Here is a 19,888-nt window from a genome sequence, read left to right as displayed (position 1 = left end):
AGGCAGCGGCGGCCACGCCTCGACGACGTTTCGACTTTTTAGCGGAGAGCGGTGGCCTGATGCGGCGCGCCCATACGATGCGATTCGGCAGCGAGCTGGCCGAGGATGGTGTGCGGTTCGCGCTCTGGGCGCCCACCGCCCAGGACGTGACCCTGGTGGTGGACGGCGCCGATCGTCCCGCCTTCGAGACGGGCGATGGCTGGTATGTCGCGACGGTGCCGGGGGTCGGCGCCGGAGCGCGCTACGGCTTCCGCATCGACGGCGATCTGGTGGTGCCCGATCCGGCCTCCCGCTTCCAGCCCGACGACGTGTCCGGCCTCTCCGAGGTGATCGACCCGCAGGCCTATGACTGGACCGACGGGGCGTGGCGCGGCCGCGCCTGGGAAGAGGCGGTCGTCTACGAGGTGCATGTCGGCACCGCGACGCCCGAGGGCACCTATGCCGGCCTGGAGAAGAAGCTCGACGACCTCGTCGATCTCGGCATCACCGCCATCGAGTTGCTCCCGCTCGCCGACTTCAAGGGAACCAGCAACTGGGGCTATGACGGCGTGCTGCCCTATGCGCCGGATTCCGTCTACGGCCGCCCGGAGGACCTGAAGCGGTTGATCGATCAGGCCCATGCCAAAGGCCTGATGGTGTTGATCGATTGCGTCTACAACCATTTCGGGCCGGCGGGGAACTACCTCCACGCTTATGCCAAGACCTTCTTCACCGAGCGCCACCAGACCCCCTGGGGAGCCGGGATCAATTTCGACGGCGAAGAATCGGGCCGGATCGTGCGCGATTTCTTCATCGAGAACGCGCTGTACTGGCTCGAGGAATACCATTTCGACGGCATCCGCTTCGACGCGGTGCACGCGATCCTCGACGATTCGGAGACGCATTTCCTGGGCGAACTCGGCGCCACGATCCGCCGGACCTTCCCGGATCGCCATGTTCACCTGATCCTGGAGAACGAGGCGAATCAAGCGCGCTGGCTCGAGCGCGACACGGCGGGCAAGCCGGCCCTGCACACGGCGCAATGGGCCGACGATCTGCATCACGGCTGGCACGTTCTGCTGACCGGGGAGAGTGCGGGCTATTACGGGAGCTTCGCCGACAAGCCCCTCGAACATCTGGCGCGCAGCCTCGCCGAGGGCTTCGCTTACCAGGGCGAGCCGTTCCCGGCCCTCGACAACCACCCCCGGGGCGAACCGTCCGGCCACCTGCCGCCCTCGGCCTTCGTCACCTTCCTCCAGAACCACGATCAGGTCGGCAACCGGGCGCTCGGCGAGCGGCTGAGCCACCTGTCCGACCCGTCGAAGCTGGCGCTCGCCCGCGCCGGGCTACTGCTCGCGCCGCAGATCCCGATGCTGTGGATGGGCGAGGAATGGTCGGCCTCCGCGCCGTTCCTGTTCTTCGTCGATTTCGCGCCGGACGAGGACCTCAACAAGGCGGTGCGCGAGGGGCGTCGCCGCGAATTCAAGAGCTTCGCGGCCTTCGCCGACGACACGTCCGTCATCCCCGATCCGACCGAGGCCAAGACCTTCACCGATTCCAAGATCGACTGGGACGAGGCCGAGCGCGAGCCGCATCGGGCGGTCTGGGCCGACACCCGCAACCTCCTGCAGATCCGCCACCAGAACGTCGTGCCACTGAGCAAGACGCGCTTCCTCGGCGCGAAGGCCGAGCTTCCGGCGCCCTGCATCCTCGACGTGACTTGGCGCTACGAGGGCGGATGGCTGCGCTTCGTCGCCAATCTTGGTGAGGAGGAATACAGCGCGAACATCCAGGATGGACAGGTGATCTGGTCGAACGGCTATACGCGGCAATCCGGATTGCTCCCGGCCTGGACGGGCGTGTTCGTGCTCGGAGGCGCCCGGTGAGCGCGGCCCTGGAACGTCTCGCCGAGTTGGTCGGCATCGCCGACGGCTTCACCGACGCGTTCGGCCAGCGGGTCGATACGCCCTTGGACGTTCGCCGCGGCATGCTCGAAGCCCTCGGCTTCGCCGCCGGGAGCGAGGAGGCCATCGGCGAGAGCCTCGCGGCGGTCGAAGCCGTGCGGCGCAACCTCGTTCCGCCACTCCTCGCGGCGGAGGCACGGCGCGGCCTGCGGGTCCCGGTGCGCGGCGAGACGGCGGTCACTGCCGTGGGTTGGCGACTCGTCGACGAGCACCAGCGGGCTCGGGAGGGGCGCGCGGCCCTCGGCTCCGACGTGGACGGCGTCGGGTTCGACCTGCCTCCGCTCACCCCGGGCTACCACCAGCTCACCGTGAGCGCCGGTGAGCGCCGGGCGCAGGCATGGGTCGTGGCCGCCCCGCAGCGCTGCTGGCGCCCGAGCGCCTACGCCGAGGACGGGGCCCGCGACTGGGGACTTGCAGCCCAGCTCTACGGCCTGCGCTCGCCGGACAATCTCGGCATCGGCACCTACGCCGATGCTGGGCGCGCTGCCCGCGATGCGGGCCTGCGCGGCGCCTCGTTCCTGGGCTTGAGCCCCGCCCACGCCCTGTTCCCCTCCGACCGCACGAAGATCTCGCCCTATTCACCGTCCTCGCGGCTCTTCCTCGAGACCCTCTATATCGAGCCCGGCGCCTTGCCGGAGTTCGCGGGAAGCCGCGCTGCCGCCCTCCTCTTGGAGCAGCGGCCCCGCATCGAGGCGCTGCGCGACACCGCGCTCGTCGATCATGCCGGCGTCTGGGAGGTGCTCGCGCCGATCCTTCTGGCCGTCTGGGAGGAATCCGCCGCGCGGCGCGGCCAGGATGTGGCGTTCGACGCCTTCGTCTTGGAGGGCGGCGAGGACCTTCAGTCCCATGCCACCTTCGACGCCCTCTCGGAGCATTTCCGCGGCCAGGGCGCGCATTGGCTCGGTGATTGGCCGGACGCCTATCGCCGGGCAGGCACCGACGCGGTCGCCGCCTTCGCCGAGGCGCATTCCGAACGGATCGGCTACCACGCCTTCCTGCAATACCTCGCCGACCGCCAGCTCAAGGCCTCCTCGGAGATCGCGCTCGCCTCGGGCATGCGGCTCGGTCTCTACCGCGACCTCGCCGTCGGGGCGGATCGCGGAGGCTCGGAGATCTGGTCGCATCCCGAGCGCTTCGCCAATGGCGTGTCGATCGGGGCGCCGCCGGACCTGCTGGCGCCGAAGGGCCAGGATTGGGGCCTGCCGGCCTTCGACCCGCTCGAGATGGAGCGCGACGGGCTCAAGGCGTTCCGCGCCCTGGTGAAGGCCAATATGCGCCATGCCGGCGCGATCCGCATCGACCACGCCTTCCAGCTCGCCCGCCTGTTCCTGATCCCCCTCAACCGCTCGGCCCGCGAGGGCGCCTATGTGGCGATGCCCTTCGAGCCGATGCTCGCGGTGTTGCGGCTGGAGAGCCACCGCGCCAAGTGCCTCGTCATCGCCGAGGATCTCGGCACCGCGCCCGCCGGGTTCTCGGATGCGCTGATGGCCTCCGGGATCCTGAGCTACCGCATCCTCGCGTTCGAGCGTCAGGAGGGGGGCGCCTTCAAGGCGCCTGACGCCTATCCCCAGGATGCGCTGACCGCGATCACGACCCACGATCTGCCGACCTTCGTCGGCTGGTGGCGCGGGGTCGACACCGATACCCGGCAGTCCCTCGGCCTTTACGATTCCGATCGCGCGGAATCGGAGCGCCAGGAGCGGGTCACCGAGCGCTGGCGCCTCACCGAGGCCCTGGCCGGCCAGCAATTGCTGCCGAGCGCCGAGCCGCCCGAGCACGCCCCGCTCGAAGCGGCGGCCCGTTACCTCGCCCGCGCGCCCTCGATCCTCACCGCCGTGCAATACGAGGACGTGGTCGGCGAACTGAGCCAGGCCAACGTCCCGGGCTCGACCGAAGGTTATCCCAACTGGCGGCGCAAGCTCGACCGGAACCTTGAGGCCATCGCGGCTCCGGGCGGGCCGCTCGCCAAGCTCGCCGCGGCGCTCTCGGCCGAGGAGCGCGGGCCCCGCTCGGGCGCCGCGCGTCTGTCGTCCGCCCCGCCGCGGGCGACCTACCGGCTCCAGTTTCACGAGGGCTTCACCTTCGCCCACGCGGAAAAGATCGTTCCCTACCTCGCCAAGCTCGGGATCAGCCACGTCTACGCCTCGCCGCTTCAGCGGGCGCGCCCCGGTTCGACCCATGGCTACGACATCGTCGACCACTCGCAGATCAACCCGGAGATCGGGGGCGAGGCGGGGTTCCGGTCCTTCACCGACGCGCTGCACGCACATGGCCTGAAGTTGCTGCTCGACATCGTCCCGAACCACATGGGCGTCGGCGGGGCCGACAATCCCTGGTGGCTCTCCGTGCTCGAATGGGGCGGCCTGTCGCCGGAAGCCAACGCCTTCGACATCGATTGGGAGCGGCTCGGGGCCAATGGCAAGCTCGTCATCCCCTTCCTCGGCGAACGCTACGGCGAGGCGCTGGAAAATGGGACGCTGGAGCTGAGATTCGACGAGGCGACCGGCGCCTTCAGCGTCTGGCACTACGAGCACCAGCTGCCGATCTGCCCGCTGCAATATCCGACGATCCTGAATCGGGCGCTCGCGGCCCTGGGCGAGATCGGCGACGACATGTCGGCGGATGTGCTCGCGATCTCCGAGCGCCTGCGTCTGATGGGCGAGGAGACCAACCTCGAACGCCGCCGCGCCATGCCGGCCATTGCCGAGGAACTGAAGCGGGATCTCGCCGGTGCGGTGCGGGCCTCGCCGCAGATCGCCGCCGCGATCTACCGGGCCCTGCATCTCCTCAACGGCAACCGGGATTATCCGGATAGCTTCGGGCCGCTGCACCGGCTGCTCGAACAGCAGAGCTATCGCCTCGCCCATTGGCGCATCGCGTCGAGCGACATCAACTATCGCCGCTTCTTCGACGTGAATTCGCTGGCGGGTTTGCGGGTGGAACTGTCGGACGTGTTCGTCAAGTCGCACGATCTGCTGTTCCGCTTGATCCGCGAGGGCCGGATCGATGGGCTGCGCATCGACCATATCGACGGTCTGGCCGACCCGCTGGGCTATGCCCGGGCGCTCCAGGCGGCCGTGGGCCCCGGGTTCTACATCGTCGTCGAGAAAATCCTGGAGCCCGGCGAGAAGCTGCGGGGCTGGCCGGTGGCCGGCACCACGGGCTACGACGTGCTGAACCAGCTCGACGGCATCCTGGTCGATCGGGCGCTCAAGCCGCGCATCGAGAAGTTCTATCGCTGGGCGACGGACCGGGACGAGCCCTACGGCTTCCAGTTCCGCGCCGCCAAGGCGGAGATCCTCGAGATCAGCTTCGCCTCTGAACTCGAGGTCATGACGGGCGATCTCAAACAGATCGCCGATGCCGACCGCCGCACCCGCGATTTCTCCACCAATGCGATCCGCCGCGCGCTGATCGAGATCGTGGCGCGGTTCCCCGTCTACCGCTCGTACCTGCCGGGCGACCTCGACGAGACCGAGATCCAGGAGGAGGACGTCCGCCTGATCGAGGGGGCCGTGCGCAAGGCCAAGCGCTGGAGCGCCTTGCCGGACCGCTCGGTGCACGACTTCGCCGCCAGCGCGCTGCTCGGCCGGATCGAGGTCGGTGGGTCGGGCCAGCCCGAGCCGGATCTCGTCCTGCGCTTCCGCCGCCGCTTCCAGCAGCTCACCGGTCCGGTGATGGCCAAAAGCCTGGAGGACACGCTGTTCTACCGCTTCGTCGAGCTGTTGGCGCTCAACGAGGTCGGCGGTGATCCCGGCGAGTACGGCCTCGACACCGAGCATTTTCACGCGCTGCAGGCCGCCCGGGCGCGCGACTGGCCGAACGCGATGATCACCACGGCCACCCACGACACCAAGCGTGGCGAGGATGCCCGCTCGCGCCAGCTCGCCTTGTCCGAGCTGCCGGAGGAATGGGCACGCGCGTGGGACACGTGGCGCCGCGCGGCCGCGCCCCATCTGAAGCCCGTCGAAGGCGAGCCCGCCCCCGACGCCAACGACCAATGGATGTTCCTGCAGGCCGTGCTCGGCGCATGGCCCCTCGAACTGCTCGATTCCGACGATCCGGCCGCTTTGGAGGCGTTCCGCAAGCGCCTCGATGCCTATGCCGAGAAGGCCCTGCGCGAGGGCAAGCGTCGGTCGAGCTGGGTCAACGTGGACGAGGCTTACGAAGGCGCGGTCCACGCTCTGTTCGCCGCGCTGTTCGTGCCGGGCTCGGATTGCGTCGCCCGGCTGCGGCCGATCCTGCGCCGGCTCGCCTTCCTCGGCATGATCGCCGGGCTTGGCCGCACCGTTCTGAAATGCACCCTGCCGGGCATCCCCGACACCTATCAGGGCACGGAGTTCTGGGACTTCTCCTTCGTCGATCCAGACAACCGCCGGCCCGTCGACTACGAGGCGCGGACCCGCGCGCTGGAACAGGGCACTGCGCCCGCCGATCTGATCGGGTCCTGGGCCGACGGACGGGTCAAGCAGGCGACGCTCGCCCAACTCCTGGCCGACCGGGCGGCGCGTCCGGATTTCTACGCCGATGCCGATTATCGGCCGATCGCCGCGACGGGCGAGCGGGCCGACCACGTCCTCGCCTTCACCCGCTCGGCGGCGCCCACGGGCGAGGACGATCTTCTGGTCGCGATCCCGCGTCTCGTCGCACGGCTGACGCCGGAATCTGCTTGGTCTGGGACGCCGTTCTCCGGGACCATCCTGCCGGTGCCGGCGGGGAGCCGCTGGACCGACGTGGTCGGTGGCGGGACCTACGAGGCGGCGGGCGAGGGGCTGGACCTCGGTCGGCTGTTCGAGCGCCTGCCCTATCTGGTGCTGCGTCGGGCCGGCTGAGGCCCGCCCACGCGGCATCGAACCAGGCGCCGCCGGAACTGGGCGGTGCCGCCAGAGCTTGGCGAGAGTGATCCAGGCGTGACGCGACGACACGGAGGCGAGCCATGAACGCACCGAACACCGCCATGACGCCCGCGACGCGGACCGGGGCGGAGACGGTGGCCCTGCCCGCCGCCTTCGCGCCCCGCGCCGAAGGCCCGCGCATCTACAACCTGTTTCCGCTTCTCGTCGGACGGGTCTCGGCCTGGACCGCTGAGCTGCCGCGCATCGCCGGCCTCGGCTTCGACTGGGTCTATCTCAACCCGTTCCATCAGACCGGCGGCTCGCGCAGCCTCTACGCCGTGGCCGATCTCGATCGGCTCGACGAGCGGTTCCGCGACGACGACGGCACGGCGGACGATGCGCAGATCGCCCGCTTCTGTCAGGCGGCGGCGGCGCAGGGCGTCTCGGTGATGAGCGACCTCGTCATCAACCACACCGCCGACAACGCCCGCCTGTTCCACGAGCGGCCCGACCTGTTCGTGCGGGACGGCGAAGGCCGGCCGGTGAGTCCGGCGGCGATCGATCCGGACGATCCCACCAAGCGCACCGTCTGGGGCGACCTGATCGAACTCGACTTCCATTCCGAGCACGCCCGCTCGGAGCTGACCCGCATCTTCGACGGCTACATCGCTCGGCTGCAGGGGCTCGGCGTGCGCGGATTCCGCTGCGACGCCGCCTACAAGGTGCCGCCGGAGGTGTGGCGCGCCCTGATCCAGGCCGCCAAGGACCGCGAGCCCGGCACGCTGTTCGCCGCCGAGACCCTGGGCTGCACCTTCGAGGAAGCGCAGGCGACGGCCGGCGCCGGCTTCGACTATCTGTTCAACTCCTTCGCGTGGTGGAATCTCGAGGCCCCCTGGGCCCTGGAGCAGTACGAGCGGCTGCGGGTGGTGGCGCCCTCCATCGCCTTCCCCGAGAACCACGACATGCCCCGCCTCGCCGCCGACATCCCCGGCGGCCCCGAGGCCGTGGCCGCACGGTTGAAGACCCGCTACGCGCTCTCCGCCTTCTTCTCGGCGGGCGTGCTCATGCCGATCGGCTACGAATGGGGCTATCGCCGCGCGCTGCACGTGGTCGAGACGCATCCGGGCTCCCGCGAGCACGAGACCGGCCTCGACATCTCGTCCTTCGTCGCCGCGATCAACGGGCTGAAGGCGGAGATTCCGGCGGCCAATGTCGAGGGGGCGCAGATGCGCCTCTCGGCGCCGGACGCGCGCTTCGTCGCCCTGTTCCGCACCGACACCGGTCACCCGGCCTCGGCGCATTCGGCGACGCTCCTCCTGTACAATCCCGGTGAGGCGCCCACGCCGGTGGAGGCCAGTCCGCTCATCGCCCGGACCGGCGGCCTGCTCGGGCCTTTCGTCGATCGCACCCCGGACGCCGCGCCGATCGCGTTCCATCCGGGCGACAGCATCGACCTTGCGCCGGGCGAGTTGCGCATCCTGGTTGCCGAACGGACGAAAGCGGCCGTTCCCCCGCCTCCGACCACGCCGGACGGCCGGGGCCGCGTCGTCATCGAGGCGGTGAGCCCCGAGATCGACGGGGGTCGCTCCGCGGTCAAGCGCGTGGTCGGCGAGCAGGTCCGCGTCGAGGCCGACATCTTCTCCGACGGCCACGAGATCATCGATGCCGCCATCCTTTCGCGCATCGTCGGCGAAGAGACGTGGCGGCGCGACCCGATGGTCTTCGTCGACAACGATCGTTGGGCCGGCCACTTCCCGCTGGAGCGCAACGCCCGCTACGAGTTCACGATCGAGGCGTGGCGCGACGCCTTCTCGTCCTGGGTGCGCGACACGATCAAGAAGCGCGATGCCGGGGTCGATGTGCGTCTCGAGACCATCGAGGGCGTGGAACTCGTCCAGATCGCGCAGGATCTGGCGAGCGGGGCCGATAAGGCGCGCCTCGATGCGCTGATCCGCTCGCTCGCCGCCGAGCCCGACGGCTCGCCCGCCATTCTGGAGAAGATCCTGGCGCCGGACGCCGCCTCGCTGATCCGCCGCCATGCCGAGCGGGTGAACCTCTCGCGCTACCCGGTCGACGTCCCGGTCATCGCCGATCGGTTGGCCGCCCGCTTCTCCGCTTGGTACGAGATCTTCCCGCGCTCCCAGTCCGGTGATCCGAACCGTCACGGCACCTTCGGGGACGTGATTCGTCGCTTGCCCGAGATCCGCGAGCTCGGCTTCGACGTGCTCTATTTCACGCCGATCCATCCGATCGGGAAGACCAACCGCAAGGGGAAGAACAACACGCTGAAGGCGGAGCCCGGCGATGTCGGCTCGGTCTACGCCGTGGGTTCGGAGGAGGGCGGCCACGAGGCCGTGCATCCCGAACTCGGCACCCTGGAGGATTTCCGCCAGCTCGTCGCCGCTTCCCACGCCCACGGCATGGAAGTGGCCATCGACTTCGCGATCCAGTGTTCGCCGGATCACCCTTGGATCAAGGACCATCCCGAATGGTTCGAGTGGCGCCCCGACGGGACGCTCAAATTCGCCGAGAACCCGCCCAAGAAGTACGAGGACATCTCCAACGTCCACTTCTACGGCGGCGCGCTGCCCTCGCTGTGGATCGAGCTGCGGGACATCGTGCTCGGCTGGTGCGCCCAGGGCGCCCGCATCTTCCGGGTCGACAACCCGCACACCAAGCCGATCCCGTTCTGGGAGTGGATGCTGGCGGAGGTGAACGCGCGCTATCCCGACGCGATCTTCCTCGCGGAGGCCTTCACCCGGCCGAAGATGATGAAGAAGCTCGCCAAGGCCGGCTACCAGCAGAGCTATACCTACTTCACATGGCGTAACACGAAGCAGGAGCTGACCGAGTACGCCCTCGAACTGGCCGGCGAGATGGGCGAGTACTACCGCCCGAATTTCTTCGCCAACACACCGGACATCAATCCGTATTACCTGCAGACGAGCGGCCGTCCCGGCTTCGTGGTGCGCGCGACCCTTGCCGCGACGCTCTCCTCGGTCTACGGCATCTATAACGGTTTCGAGCTGTGCGAGGCCGCGCCCTATCCGGGCAAGGAAGAGTACCTCAATTCCGAGAAATACGAGCTGAAGGCCTGGGACTACCACCGCCCCGGCAACATCCGCGACCACATCATCAAGTTGAATCAGGCCCGGCGCGACAACCCGGCTCTGTGGGACTTCCGCAACATCCACTTCACCGGCGCGACCAACGACAGCATCATCGCCTATGCCAAGATCACGCCCGAGCGCGACAATTGCGTGTTCGTGATGGTCAACCTCGACCCGAAGAACCGTCAGGAATGCACCTACGACGTGCCGCTCTGGCTGTTCGGCCTGCCGGACGACGGGGCGGTCGTGGTCGAGGATCTGCTGCAGGGCTACACGTTCGAGCTCTACGGCAAGAGCCATCGCATCGCCCTTGATCCGGCCGAACGCTCGGCCATCGTCTGGCGGCTGCGCCCACGCCCCGCGGCGTGAGGCGCCGCGCCGAAGGGGTCGTGTCACGCTCTTTCGCCGAAGCGGTGTCCCCTTCGGCGACAATTGCTCTAGATCGGCCGGAATGCGGCGCTGGCCGTCGCGTTCTTGCCAAGAAGCGAGCCGAGGAAGCTCGCGATCCGGCGCCGCAGGGCCCGGCCCCGCTCTCGAATGTGACGTGAGGCAGCGACGCGATGATCGATCGCAGCGATCCGCAATGGTACCGTGACGCCATCATCTACCAGATTCACGTCAAGTCGTTCTTCGACTCGACGAATGACGGGATCGGCGATTTCGAGGGCCTGACCCAGAAACTCGACTATGTCCGCGATCTCGGCGTCACGGCCATCTGGCTGATGCCGTTCTATCCCTCGCCTTTGCGCGACGACGGCTACGACATCGCCGATTACCGCGACGTCAACCCGTCCTACGGGACGATGGAGGATTTCCGCCGCTTCGTGGCCGCCGCCCACGAGCGCGGGCTGCGCGTGATCACAGAGCTGGTCATCAACCACACCAGCGACCAACATCCGTGGTTCCAGCGCGCCCGCGAGGCGCCAGCCGGCTCGCCGGAGCGGGACTTCTACGTGTGGTCGGACACGGACGACAAGTATTCCGATACGCGGATCATTTTCCTCGATACGGAATCCTCGAACTGGACCTGGGATACGGTCGCCAAGCAGTATTTCTGGCACCGTTTCTACAGTCACCAGCCCGATCTCAACTTCGACAATCCGGCCGTATTGGACGCCGTGATCGAAGTCATGCGGTACTGGCTCGATATGGGCGTGGACGGGCTGCGCCTCGACGCGATCCCCTACCTGATCGAGCGCGACGGCACGAACTGCGAGAACCTGTCCGAGACCCACACCGTCATCAAGAAGATCCGCGCAGCACTGGACGAAAGCTATCCGGACCGGATGCTGCTGGCCGAGGCCAATCAGTGGCCGGAGGAGACAGCGCAGTATTTCGGCGACGGTGACGAATGCCACATGGCGTTCCACTTTCCGCTGATGCCGCGCATGTACATGGCGATCGCGCGCGAGGATCGGCACCCGATCACCGACATCATGCGCCAGACCCCGGAAATCCCGGAAGGGTGCCAGTGGGCGATCTTCCTGCGCAACCACGACGAGCTGACGCTCGAGATGGTGACCGCGGAAGAGCGTGATTACCTCTGGTCGTTCTACGCCGCCGAGCGGCGCGCCCGCATCAATCTCGGCATCCGTCGCCGCCTGGCGCCGCTGCTGGAGAACGATCGGCGCAAGATCGAACTCATGAAATCCCTCGTCCTGTCGATGCCCGGCACGCCGGTGCTCTATTACGGCGACGAGATCGGCATGGGCGACAACATCTATCTCGGCGACCGCGACGGCGTGCGTACGCCGATGCAATGGTCGCCGGACCGCAACGGCGGCTTCTCACGGGCCAACCCGCAGCGGCTGTTCCTGCCCGCGATCCAGGACCCGATCTACGGCTACGACACGATCAACGTCGAGGCGCAGACCCAGGCGCAGACGTCGCTCCTGAACTGGACGCGGCGCATGATCGCCATTCGCAACAACTCGGTGGCGCTCGGGCGCGGCGCGATCCAGTTCCTCTATCCGACCAACCGCAAGGTTCTGGCCTGGATCCGCGAGCACGAGAACGAGCGCATTCTGTGCGTAGCGAATCTCTCGCGGGCGCCGCAGGCGGTGCAGCTCGATCTGTCGGATCTGCGCGGAGCCATCCCGATCGAGTTGACCGGCGGCAGCGCCTTCCCGGCCATCGGCGAACTGCCCTATCTGCTGACGCTGCCGGCCTACGGCTTCTACTGGTTCTCCCTGTCGGTCGCGAATACCGGCGAGATCGGTCCGCAGCCGCAGACCCCCGAGCTCTTCACCCTGGTTCTCACCGGGGGCGTCGAGACCCTGATCAAGGGCCGCGAGCGCACTGCCTTCGAGCGCACGGTGGCCCCGCCCTTCATCGGCTCGCGCCGCTGGTTCGGGGCCAAGGGCACGCGGATCAAGTCGGTGCAGGTCGATGACAGCGCCATCGTCAAGGACGCCGCGGGCGAGGGCAAGTTTCTCCTGCCGCGGGTGGCGGTCACGCTCGCCAACGGCGAGCGCCAGGACTACTTCGTGCCGCTCGCGGTCGAGGAGGGCCGCGAGGAAGAGGCGCTGATGGACCATGCGGTCGCCCGCGTGCGCCGCGGTCCCCGCACGGGCCTGCTCTACGAGGCCGCCGCCGCCGCGCCCTTCGCGATTGCCCTGATCGAGGCGATGCGCGACGGACTCACCATCCCGTCCGAACGGGGTAGCCTCGCCTTCTCGACGACCCGGGCCTACGACCCGGACGTCTCCTTCGAGGCAGGCGACGTGCGCCGCCTGTCGGCGGAGCAGAGCAACACCTCCATCGCCATCGGCGCCCGGATGATGCTCAAGCTCCTGCGCCGGCTCCAGCCCGGGACTCATCCCGAGATCGAGATCGGCCGCTTCCTCACCGAGGAGGCACAGTTCGCCAACACGCCCGCTTTGCTCGGCGTGGTCGAGCACGTGGCGGCGGATGGGACGCGCACGGCCCTGGCGCTGCTGCAGAAATTCGTCCTCAACCAGGGCGATGCCTGGACCCTGATGCTGGAGGGCCTGCGCCGCGACTTCGACACCGTCGTGCTCGCTCCTGAGAGCGAGGCGCCCTCGCCGCAGGAGGCGTTCCAGACCCATCTGCGCTGGGCGTCGTTGCTCGGCCAACGCACGGCGGAGCTGCACAAGGCCTTCGCCATCGACACCGAGGACCGGGCCTTCAAGGTCGAGCCGTTCGAGGCGGAGGATCTCGCGGCGCTGGCCGACGATGCCCGCCATCAGGCCTCCCGCGCCTTCAAGGGGCTGGACGCCGTGGCCGCATGGTCGACGGGCTCGGCCACCGAGGCTTTGGCCGCCCGCCGCGGCGAGGTCGAGACGCTGATCGGCGAATTGTCGGCGCAGCCGCCGCGGGGCGCCACCAAGACCCGCATCCACGGCGACTACCACCTCGGACAGGTATTGGCCTCGGAGGGCGATCTCGTCATCGTCGACTTCGAGGGCGAGCCGTCGCGGCCGGTCGAGCAGCGCCGGGCCAAGTCCACGCCCCTGCGGGACGTGGCCGGCATGTTGCGCTCCTTCGCCTACGGCGCCGAAACGGTGGTGCGCGAGCTCGCGGCGCGCTTCGGAGACAGCGAGGAGCGGGCCCGCAACGCGTCGATCGCGTGGCGTGGCATGATCGATGCTGCGTTCCTGGACGGCTATTCTGCGGCGGTCGCGGGCAGTTCCGCCGCGGTGACCGATCCCGAGACGCATAGCCGCCTTCTGCGCCTGTGCCTGCTCATCAAGGCGCTCTACGAGGTCGATTACGAGGTCAACAACCGCCCTGACTGGATCGAAATCCCAGCACGCGGTGTTCTCAACATATTGGACGAAGCCCGGCGGGATCGCGCTTCGGCCTGATCTTGCGCGCGTCCCGCCCCCCCTTGGGCGGGACGCGGTATGCGGAGCCGGAGCGCCGCTTCCGCCCCGGCCCCGACCGATTGATCGCACGGTGCATGGAAGAGGTGACTGGATGACGGCTCTGGACGAGAAGGCGGCGGCCTCGAACGAAGGCCGCGCGACCGCCGACGTCCCGAACAGGTCAGGCGCGGCCGAGGCGGCCCGGGGGCCCCGGCCCGCGGATTCGCTGGCCGGCGAGGGCAGCGCTCCGCGTGTCGGACGGCCGGTCTCGCAATCGCGCGAGTCCGGTCTCCACCCCGACGCCATCGCCGCCGTGATGTCTGCCGATCACGGCGACGCCTTTTCCCTGCTCGGCCCCCATGAGGCCGAGCCCGGCACCTGGGAGATCCGCGCCGTCCTTCCCGAGGCGAAGAGCGCCCGGCTGCTGACCGGCGGCCAGAGCATCCCGTTCGAGCGGATCCATCCGGAGGGGTTCTACGTCGCCAGCGTAAGGAGCGAGGGGCGGCCTCTCTACGAGATCGAAGTCGAGGCCTGGGACGGGGCGACGAGTCGGCGCCACGATCCGTTCGGCTTCGGGCCGTCGCTGGAGCAGCACGAGATCGACGGTTTGCGCCAGATCGGAAGCAATCTCGTCTACCGCGTGCTCGGGGCCCATGCCGGCACCCTCGACGGCATCGACGGTTACCGATTCGCGGTCTGGGCGCCGAATGCCCGCCGGGTCAGCGTCGTCGGCGACTTCAACGAGTGGGACGGCCGGCGCCACCCGATGCGGCAATGGCTCAACGGCGGTGTCTGGGAGCTGTTCGTCCCGGGGCTCACGGCGGGGCAGAACTACAAGTTCGAGATCCGTGGCCCCGACGGAGTCCTGTTGCCGCTCAAGGCCGACCCGGTCGCCTTCCGGGCCCAGCACCCACCGCAGACGGCCTCCATCCTGCACGGGCTCGGCGAGGCCGAATGGCGCGACGACGCCTGGATGGAAGCCCGCGGCAAGGCCGACCCGCGCCACGCCGCCATGTCGGTCTACGAGGTCCATCTCGGCTCTTGGGCCCGCGTGCCGAACGAGGGCAACCGCTACCTGACCTACAAGGAGCTGTCCGAGCGTCTGATCCCCTACGTCAAGGAACTCGGCTTCACCCATATCGAGCTCCTGCCGATCACCGAGTATCCGTTCGACGGGTCCTGGGGTTATCAGCCGGTCTCGCTGTTCGCGCCGACCAGCCGCTTCGGCTCGCCGGAAGATTTCATCGCCTTCGTCGATGCGGCGCACGCGGCCGGGATCGGCGTTCTGCTCGACTGGGTGCCGGGCCACTTCCCTCTGGACGCCCACGGGTTCGGTCTGTTCGACGGCACCCATCTCTACGAGCATGCCGATCCGCGGCAGGGCTTCCACCAGGATTGGGGCACCTACATCTACAATTTCGGCCGCGTCGAAGTGTCGGCTTTCCTAACGGCCAATGCCCGGTTCTGGCTGGAGCACTACCACCTCGACGGTCTGCGCGTGGATGCCGTCGCCTCCATGCTCTACCTCGACTACTCGCGCCGGCCGGGCGAGTGGATTCCCAACCAGTATGGCGGCAACGAGAATCTCGACGCCATCAACTTCCTGCGCAAGACCAACGAGGCGACCTACAGCCACGCGCCCGGCACCATCACCGTCGCCGAAGAATCGACCTCGTGGCCCGGCGTTTCGCATCCGACCTATACGGGCGGTCTGGGGTTCGGCTTCAAATGGAACATGGGGTGGATGCACGACACCCTGAAGTACATTTCCGAGGATCCGATCCATCGGCGCTACCACCACCACAACTTGACCTTCGGGCTGCTCTACGCCTTCTCGGAAAACTTCGTGCTGCCGCTGTCCCACGATGAGGTCGTGCACGGGAAGGGCTCGCTGTTGGGCAAGATGCCCGGCGATCGCTGGCAGAAATTCGCCAACCTGCGCGCCTATTTCGGCTTCATGTGGGGGCATCCGGGCAAGAAGCTGCTCTTCATGGGCGGCGAGTTCGGCCAGGAGCGGGAGTGGAACCATAACCAGTCCCTGGACTGGCACCTGCTCGAGGATCCGCTCCATGGCGGCGTCAAGGATCTGATCCGCGACCTCAACCACCTCTACACGAGCACGCCCGCCCTCTACGCCCGCGACGTCGAAGCGGGGGGATTCCAGTGGCTGGTGGCCGACGATTCGGACAATTCGGTCATCGCCTGGGCCCGCAAGGGCAAGGCGGAGGGCGAGGTCGTCGTGGTCGTCTCGAACTTCACGCCGGTGCCGCGGGAGGGTTACCGCGTCGGCGTGCCGACGGGCGGCTTCTACCGCGAGGCGATCAACTCGGATGCCGAGCGCTACGGCGGCTCCAATGTCGGCAATATGGGTGGAGTCCAGTCGGAGGCCGAGCAGAGCCACGGGCAGCCGCATTCCCTCCGCCTGACGCTGCCGCCGCTCTCGACCTTGATCCTCGTGCGCGAGGGCTGAGCCTTCAAGCGCCTCGGGGCGCGAAGAGGATAACCATCATGCCGGCGAGGCAGAGCGCCCCGCCGGCGACATCCCATCGGTCGGGGCGAACATCCTCGACCGCCCAGAGCCAGAGGATCGAGGCGGCGATGTAGACGCCGCCATAGGCCGCATAGGCCCGCCCCGCCGCCTCGCTCTCGACCAGGGTGAGGAGGAAGGCGAACAGCGCCAGGGACAGCGTCCCGGGCAGGACCCAGCCGATCGAGCGTCCGAGCCGGAGCCAGGCCCAGAAGGCGAAGCAGCCTGCGATCTCGGCGAGGGCGGCCCCCGAATAGGCGAGGAGGGTCTTGGTCATGGCCTCCCGCATGCCGCAAGACGGGGGCCGCGCCAATCCGGATTGCCGGTCCTCAACGCTGTGCCGCCTGAAGCCGGCCAGCCGATGGCGTGACGAATGCTGACGAGGCCGAGCGCATTCAACGGTCTCCACCGCTCGGTAGGCCGGCCGCAGACCGGGAAAAGGTCAGGCGTCGTCCTCGGGCGCGAAGACTTCACCCCTCTCGGCCAACCGGACATTGGCTTCGTCGGCGCGCAGGCGACGGGCCTCACGGTAGGCTTCGATCGCCTCCCGGATTGGGGCCGGAACGCTCGCGTCCGCATCCCCGTGATCGGCTCCGTCGTCGACCAGGGCCTCGACCTCACGCTCGACGGCGGCCCGCCGCCCGGCGTCGAGGCTTGCGAGGGCGCCCAGGCCCTGGCGCTCGGCCACGAGGGTGGCGAGCCTCTCACGGATCGCGTTCACGTCCGGCATCGGGTTCCTCCTCGCTCTCCTGGACCATCGCGCCAGCGCGGTCGCGGTTCCCGCTCCCGTCCGGCCGCCGCCGCCGCGGCGAAGCGGCCGCGCGCAGGCGCGGACCCCGCGCCCGATCCCGCCGGTTGCCCCGGCATGAGCAAAACCCTTTTCGAGGAACCCGCCGCGGCGGCAGCGGGGGAGCCGTCAGGCCGGACCCGGCTCTGGCGTCCGCGCCGCGTGCTGGTGACGGCGGCGGCGCTCGACCATGCCCACGGGCGTGCCATCGTGGAGCGGTCGGAGAGCCTTGGTCTGCCGGTCGAGCGTCTGAGGAGCAACCGCCTCGTCCTCCCGCGCACGGAGGATCCGCGCCGGGCCTATGCGGAGGCCAAGGCGACGCTGGCAGTGGTGGTCGCGCCGCCGACGAAGCTCAAGCTCCAGCCGATCCCGCCCTCGGCCGATTGGCGCTTCGACCTCGCCGAGGGATGTCCGGCCCATTGCCAGTATTGTTACCTCGCCGGCTCGCTCTCGGGTCCTCCGGTGACGCGCGTCTACGCCAATCTCGACGCGATCCTGTCGAACCTCGACGCCTATCTCGGCCGAGGGGCCGTCACGAGCGCGTCGGTGGCGCGGGCGGCGGAGGGCACAACCTTCGAGGCCTCCTGCTACACCGATCCCCTCGGCATTGAGCACCTGACCGGCTCGCTCTCGACGGCGATCCGGCATTTCGGCGCCGGGAGCGCGCGGGCGCAGCTGCGCTTCACCACCAAGTTCGCGGCTGTCGGCCCGCTTCTGGCCCTGCCGCATCGGGGCCGCACGCGCATCCGCTTCTCCGTCAACGCCGCACCGGCCGCCCGCTACTAGGGCGGAACGGCCTTGCTCCCCGACCGCCTCGCCGCCCTGGGCGAGATGGCCCGGGCCGGATACCCGGTCGGCCTCACCGTCGCGCCGATCCTTCCCGTGGCCGGTTGGCGGGCGGCCTACGATGCGCTCTTTGCCGCGGCGGCCGCGGCGCTCGCACCGCGGCCCGACCCGGATCTGACGATCGAGCTCATCACCCATCGCTTCACGCCGGGCTCCAAGGAGGTGCTGGAGGGGTGGTATCCGGGCTCCGATCTGCCGATGCGCGAGGCCGAGCGCAGCCGTAAATTCACGAAATTCGGCTCGGTGAAATACGTTCTGCCGCCGGAGCTGATGCGGGAGATGCGCATCCATCTCCATGAGCGGATCGCGGCGCGGCTGCCCTTTGCGCGGGTGCTCTACTGGACCTGAGCCCTTCGCCCGACCGGTCCGCGTCGAACCCGGCGGGGTCGTGAGGCCGGATTGCGCCGATCGGATCAGCCCCGCGTCCTGGCCTGCCCAGTCGGGCAGAGGTCGAGCAGCACGCAGCGCCCGCAGGCCGGGCTGTGGTGGAAGCAGACCTGCTGGCCGTGCAGCATCAGGATCTCGTGATTGTCGTAGAGCTGCTGCGCCGACCACGCGGCTGGAAGCTGGGCCCGCAGGATCGGGTGGCTCGGGCCGACATCCACGCTCGGACCGATCAGGCCGAGGCGCTGCGCCACCCGGTGGTGGTGGCTGTCGACGGGGAGTGCCGGCATGCGCAAGGTGCTGAAGGAGAGCACGGCCGCGCTGGTCTTCGGCCCGACGCCGGGAATGGCCTCGAGCCAGCCGCGCGCCGCCTCGACGCTCAGGTCGGCGAGGAAGCCGAGGTCGAGCCGGCCGTTGCGCTCCCGCACCGCCGTCAGCACGGCCTTGATGCGGGGCGCCTTCAGTTCCGGCCAGGTCACGCCGCGGATCACCGCCTCGATTTCGGCGGTCTCCGCCGCCTCGACCTCGGCCCAGTCCGGCCAGCCCGCCCGCAGGGCCTTGAAGGCACGGCCCGACTCCGCGTTGCGGGTGCGGTGGGACAGGAGCGAGGAGATCAGCTCGGAAAGCGGGTCGAGATCGTGGAAGTACCCGATCGGACAGCCGTATTCCGCGCAGAGCCGGCCATGGATCACCAGGGCTCTCTCCCGCATGGCCTCGGTCGGCGCGGGCGCTCGGGCCGCGCGGCGGGGGCGGGGCGGGGGCGTGGTGTCGAGTCCGGGAAGAAAGGGCATGGAGGCCGAATCCACGAGCGGACTCGGCGGTTCCCCGGTGTCGCCGGCGCTATTTCGGCAGGGCGTAGATGTTGATGTCGAGCTTGTCTTCCGTTCCGCCCTTCAGGTCGGTGACGTATTCCTCGACGAAGCGGTCCTGCACGGCGATCTCCTTGACGTCGAGATAGGCCGTCAGGGTCTCGTAGGTGCCGTCGATCTCCTCGTAGCTGCCGGTGTGCTTGAACCGCAGGGCCTTGCCGGACGGCGTCGCGCCGAACCGCACGCCGTCGATCGCGCTGCCCTCCGCAGGCGCCGCCTCGACCGGGATCATGGCCTCGTACTGGAAGCCGTCCTCCTCGGTCTTGTTGAACACCGCGACCGGCCTTCCGGCGGGCTTCACGCCGGCCTTGGCGAGGGCGGCCTCGATCGCCTTGAACGATTCGGTGAGGCTCGCCACCGCGTCGTCCCACTTGGTCTGGCCCGACAGGATCGCCGCGGGGCGGGCCGGTAGCGTCACCTCGTCCACGTCGTTGGCGTCGCCCGGGCTCGGCACCAGCGTCGGCAGTGCCGAGGGGCCGGGCTTGGCGAGCGGGGCCGGGTCCGTCCCGCCGGGATTGCGCACGGGCGCCTGTTCGGGGGCGGGCATCGCCGTGCCGGGGGGCGTCTTCGACGTGTCCGGGATGGTCGTCTGCGGGATCGGTTGGGTCTCCGCCGGGGAGGGCGCGTTGGTGGGCGGTGGGGCGTTCGAGTGGGCGGGCGCCTGGGCCGCTGCGGGTGCGGCGAGCGGGGCGAGCAGCAGCAACCCGGCGGCGAGCGTGGCGAGACGATTCAAGGTACGGCTCCGATCGGCCTGCCGCCC

The 19,888-nt window shown here is 69.0% G+C and carries 9 protein-coding genes and 1 pseudogene; 6 read left to right on the top strand and 4 right to left on the bottom strand.

The features are described from left to right. Positions 1–59 precede the first annotated feature (59 nt). From treZ to glgB, 5 genes are all read left to right on the top strand, one after another. Positions 60–1,865: a malto-oligosyltrehalose trehalohydrolase gene (gene treZ / locus LW587_RS03695; RefSeq protein ID WP_232628246.1), complete on the top strand. Its 1,806-nt coding sequence runs from the start codon at positions 60–62 to the stop codon at positions 1,863–1,865. Further along, a complete protein-coding gene (locus tag LW587_RS03690) occupies positions 1,862–6,775 on the top strand; it encodes a malto-oligosyltrehalose synthase (RefSeq protein ID WP_232628245.1) in 4,914 nt (1,637 codons plus the stop codon). Before treZ ends, LW587_RS03690 begins: the two co-directional genes overlap by 4 nt. 104 nt (positions 6,776–6,879) lie before the next feature. Next, on the top strand, positions 6,880–10,257 hold the full coding sequence (locus LW587_RS03685; RefSeq protein ID WP_232628244.1) for a maltotransferase domain-containing protein: 3,378 nt from the start codon (positions 6,880–6,882) through the stop codon (positions 10,255–10,257). Positions 10,258–10,448: 191 nt separating this feature from the next. After that, positions 10,449–13,715 carry a maltose alpha-D-glucosyltransferase gene (treS, locus tag LW587_RS03680; RefSeq protein WP_232628243.1) on the top strand — a complete coding sequence of 1,089 codons (3,267 nt, stop codon included), beginning with the start codon at positions 10,449–10,451 and terminating at the stop codon, positions 13,713–13,715. Positions 13,716–13,827: 112 nt separating this feature from the next. Continuing rightward, positions 13,828–16,185, top strand: coding sequence for a 1,4-alpha-glucan branching protein GlgB (gene glgB / locus LW587_RS03675; protein ID WP_232628242.1), 2,358 nt, complete (start codon positions 13,828–13,830; stop codon positions 16,183–16,185). A 4-nt stretch (positions 16,186–16,189) separates the two neighbouring features. Here glgB and LW587_RS03670 read toward each other — a convergent pair whose 3' ends face one another. Next, complete coding sequence (locus LW587_RS03670) at positions 16,190–16,519, bottom strand: YnfA family protein (protein ID WP_232628241.1); 330 nt, start codon at positions 16,517–16,519, stop codon at positions 16,190–16,192. 165 nt (positions 16,520–16,684) lie between these two features. Beyond that, positions 16,685–16,972, bottom strand: a complete 288-nt coding sequence (locus tag LW587_RS03665) for a hypothetical protein (RefSeq protein WP_232628240.1) — start codon at positions 16,970–16,972, stop codon at positions 16,685–16,687. A gap of 135 nt (positions 16,973–17,107) precedes the next feature. On the opposite strand from LW587_RS03665, the pseudogene LW587_RS03660 reads away from it, so the two are divergent. Continuing rightward, positions 17,108–18,223 (top strand): annotated as a pseudogene (locus LW587_RS03660) (SPL family radical SAM protein). A gap of 65 nt (positions 18,224–18,288) precedes the next feature. Here LW587_RS03660 and LW587_RS03655 read toward each other — a convergent pair. Together LW587_RS03655 and LW587_RS03650 are read right to left on the bottom strand one after the other, a co-directional pair. After that, positions 18,289–19,050: an endonuclease III domain-containing protein gene (locus LW587_RS03655; RefSeq protein WP_442919087.1), complete on the bottom strand. Its 762-nt coding sequence runs from the start codon at positions 19,048–19,050 to the stop codon at positions 18,289–18,291. Between the two features lie 49 nt (positions 19,051–19,099). After that, entirely contained in the window at positions 19,100–19,861 is a 762-nt protein-coding gene (locus tag LW587_RS03650) for a GyrI-like domain-containing protein (RefSeq protein ID WP_232628239.1), read from the bottom strand. Positions 19,862–19,888: the final 27 nt, after the last annotated feature.

This window comes from Methylobacterium sp. Leaf118 (genome assembly GCF_920984675.1).
GTDB lineage: Bacteria > Pseudomonadota > Alphaproteobacteria > Rhizobiales > Beijerinckiaceae > Methylobacterium.
Note: the sequence above shows the minus strand (reverse complement) of the source record. Positions and strands in the feature narration are given on the sequence as shown.

Coding starts and splice junctions, on each gene's coding strand:
- treZ (WP_232628246.1), top strand. CDS start 60: ATGCGGCGCGCCCATACGATGCGATTCGGCAGCGAGCTGGCCGAGGAT.
- LW587_RS03655 (WP_442919087.1), bottom strand. CDS start 19,050: ATGCCCTTTCTTCCCGGACTCGACACCACGCCCCCGCCCCGCCCCCGC.
- treS (WP_232628243.1), top strand. CDS start 10,449: ATGATCGATCGCAGCGATCCGCAATGGTACCGTGACGCCATCATCTAC.
- LW587_RS03670 (WP_232628241.1), bottom strand. CDS start 16,519: ATGACCAAGACCCTCCTCGCCTATTCGGGGGCCGCCCTCGCCGAGATC.
- LW587_RS03685 (WP_232628244.1), top strand. CDS start 6,880: ATGAACGCACCGAACACCGCCATGACGCCCGCGACGCGGACCGGGGCG.
- LW587_RS03665 (WP_232628240.1), bottom strand. CDS start 16,972: ATGCCGGACGTGAACGCGATCCGTGAGAGGCTCGCCACCCTCGTGGCC.
- glgB (WP_232628242.1), top strand. CDS start 13,828: ATGACGGCTCTGGACGAGAAGGCGGCGGCCTCGAACGAAGGCCGCGCG.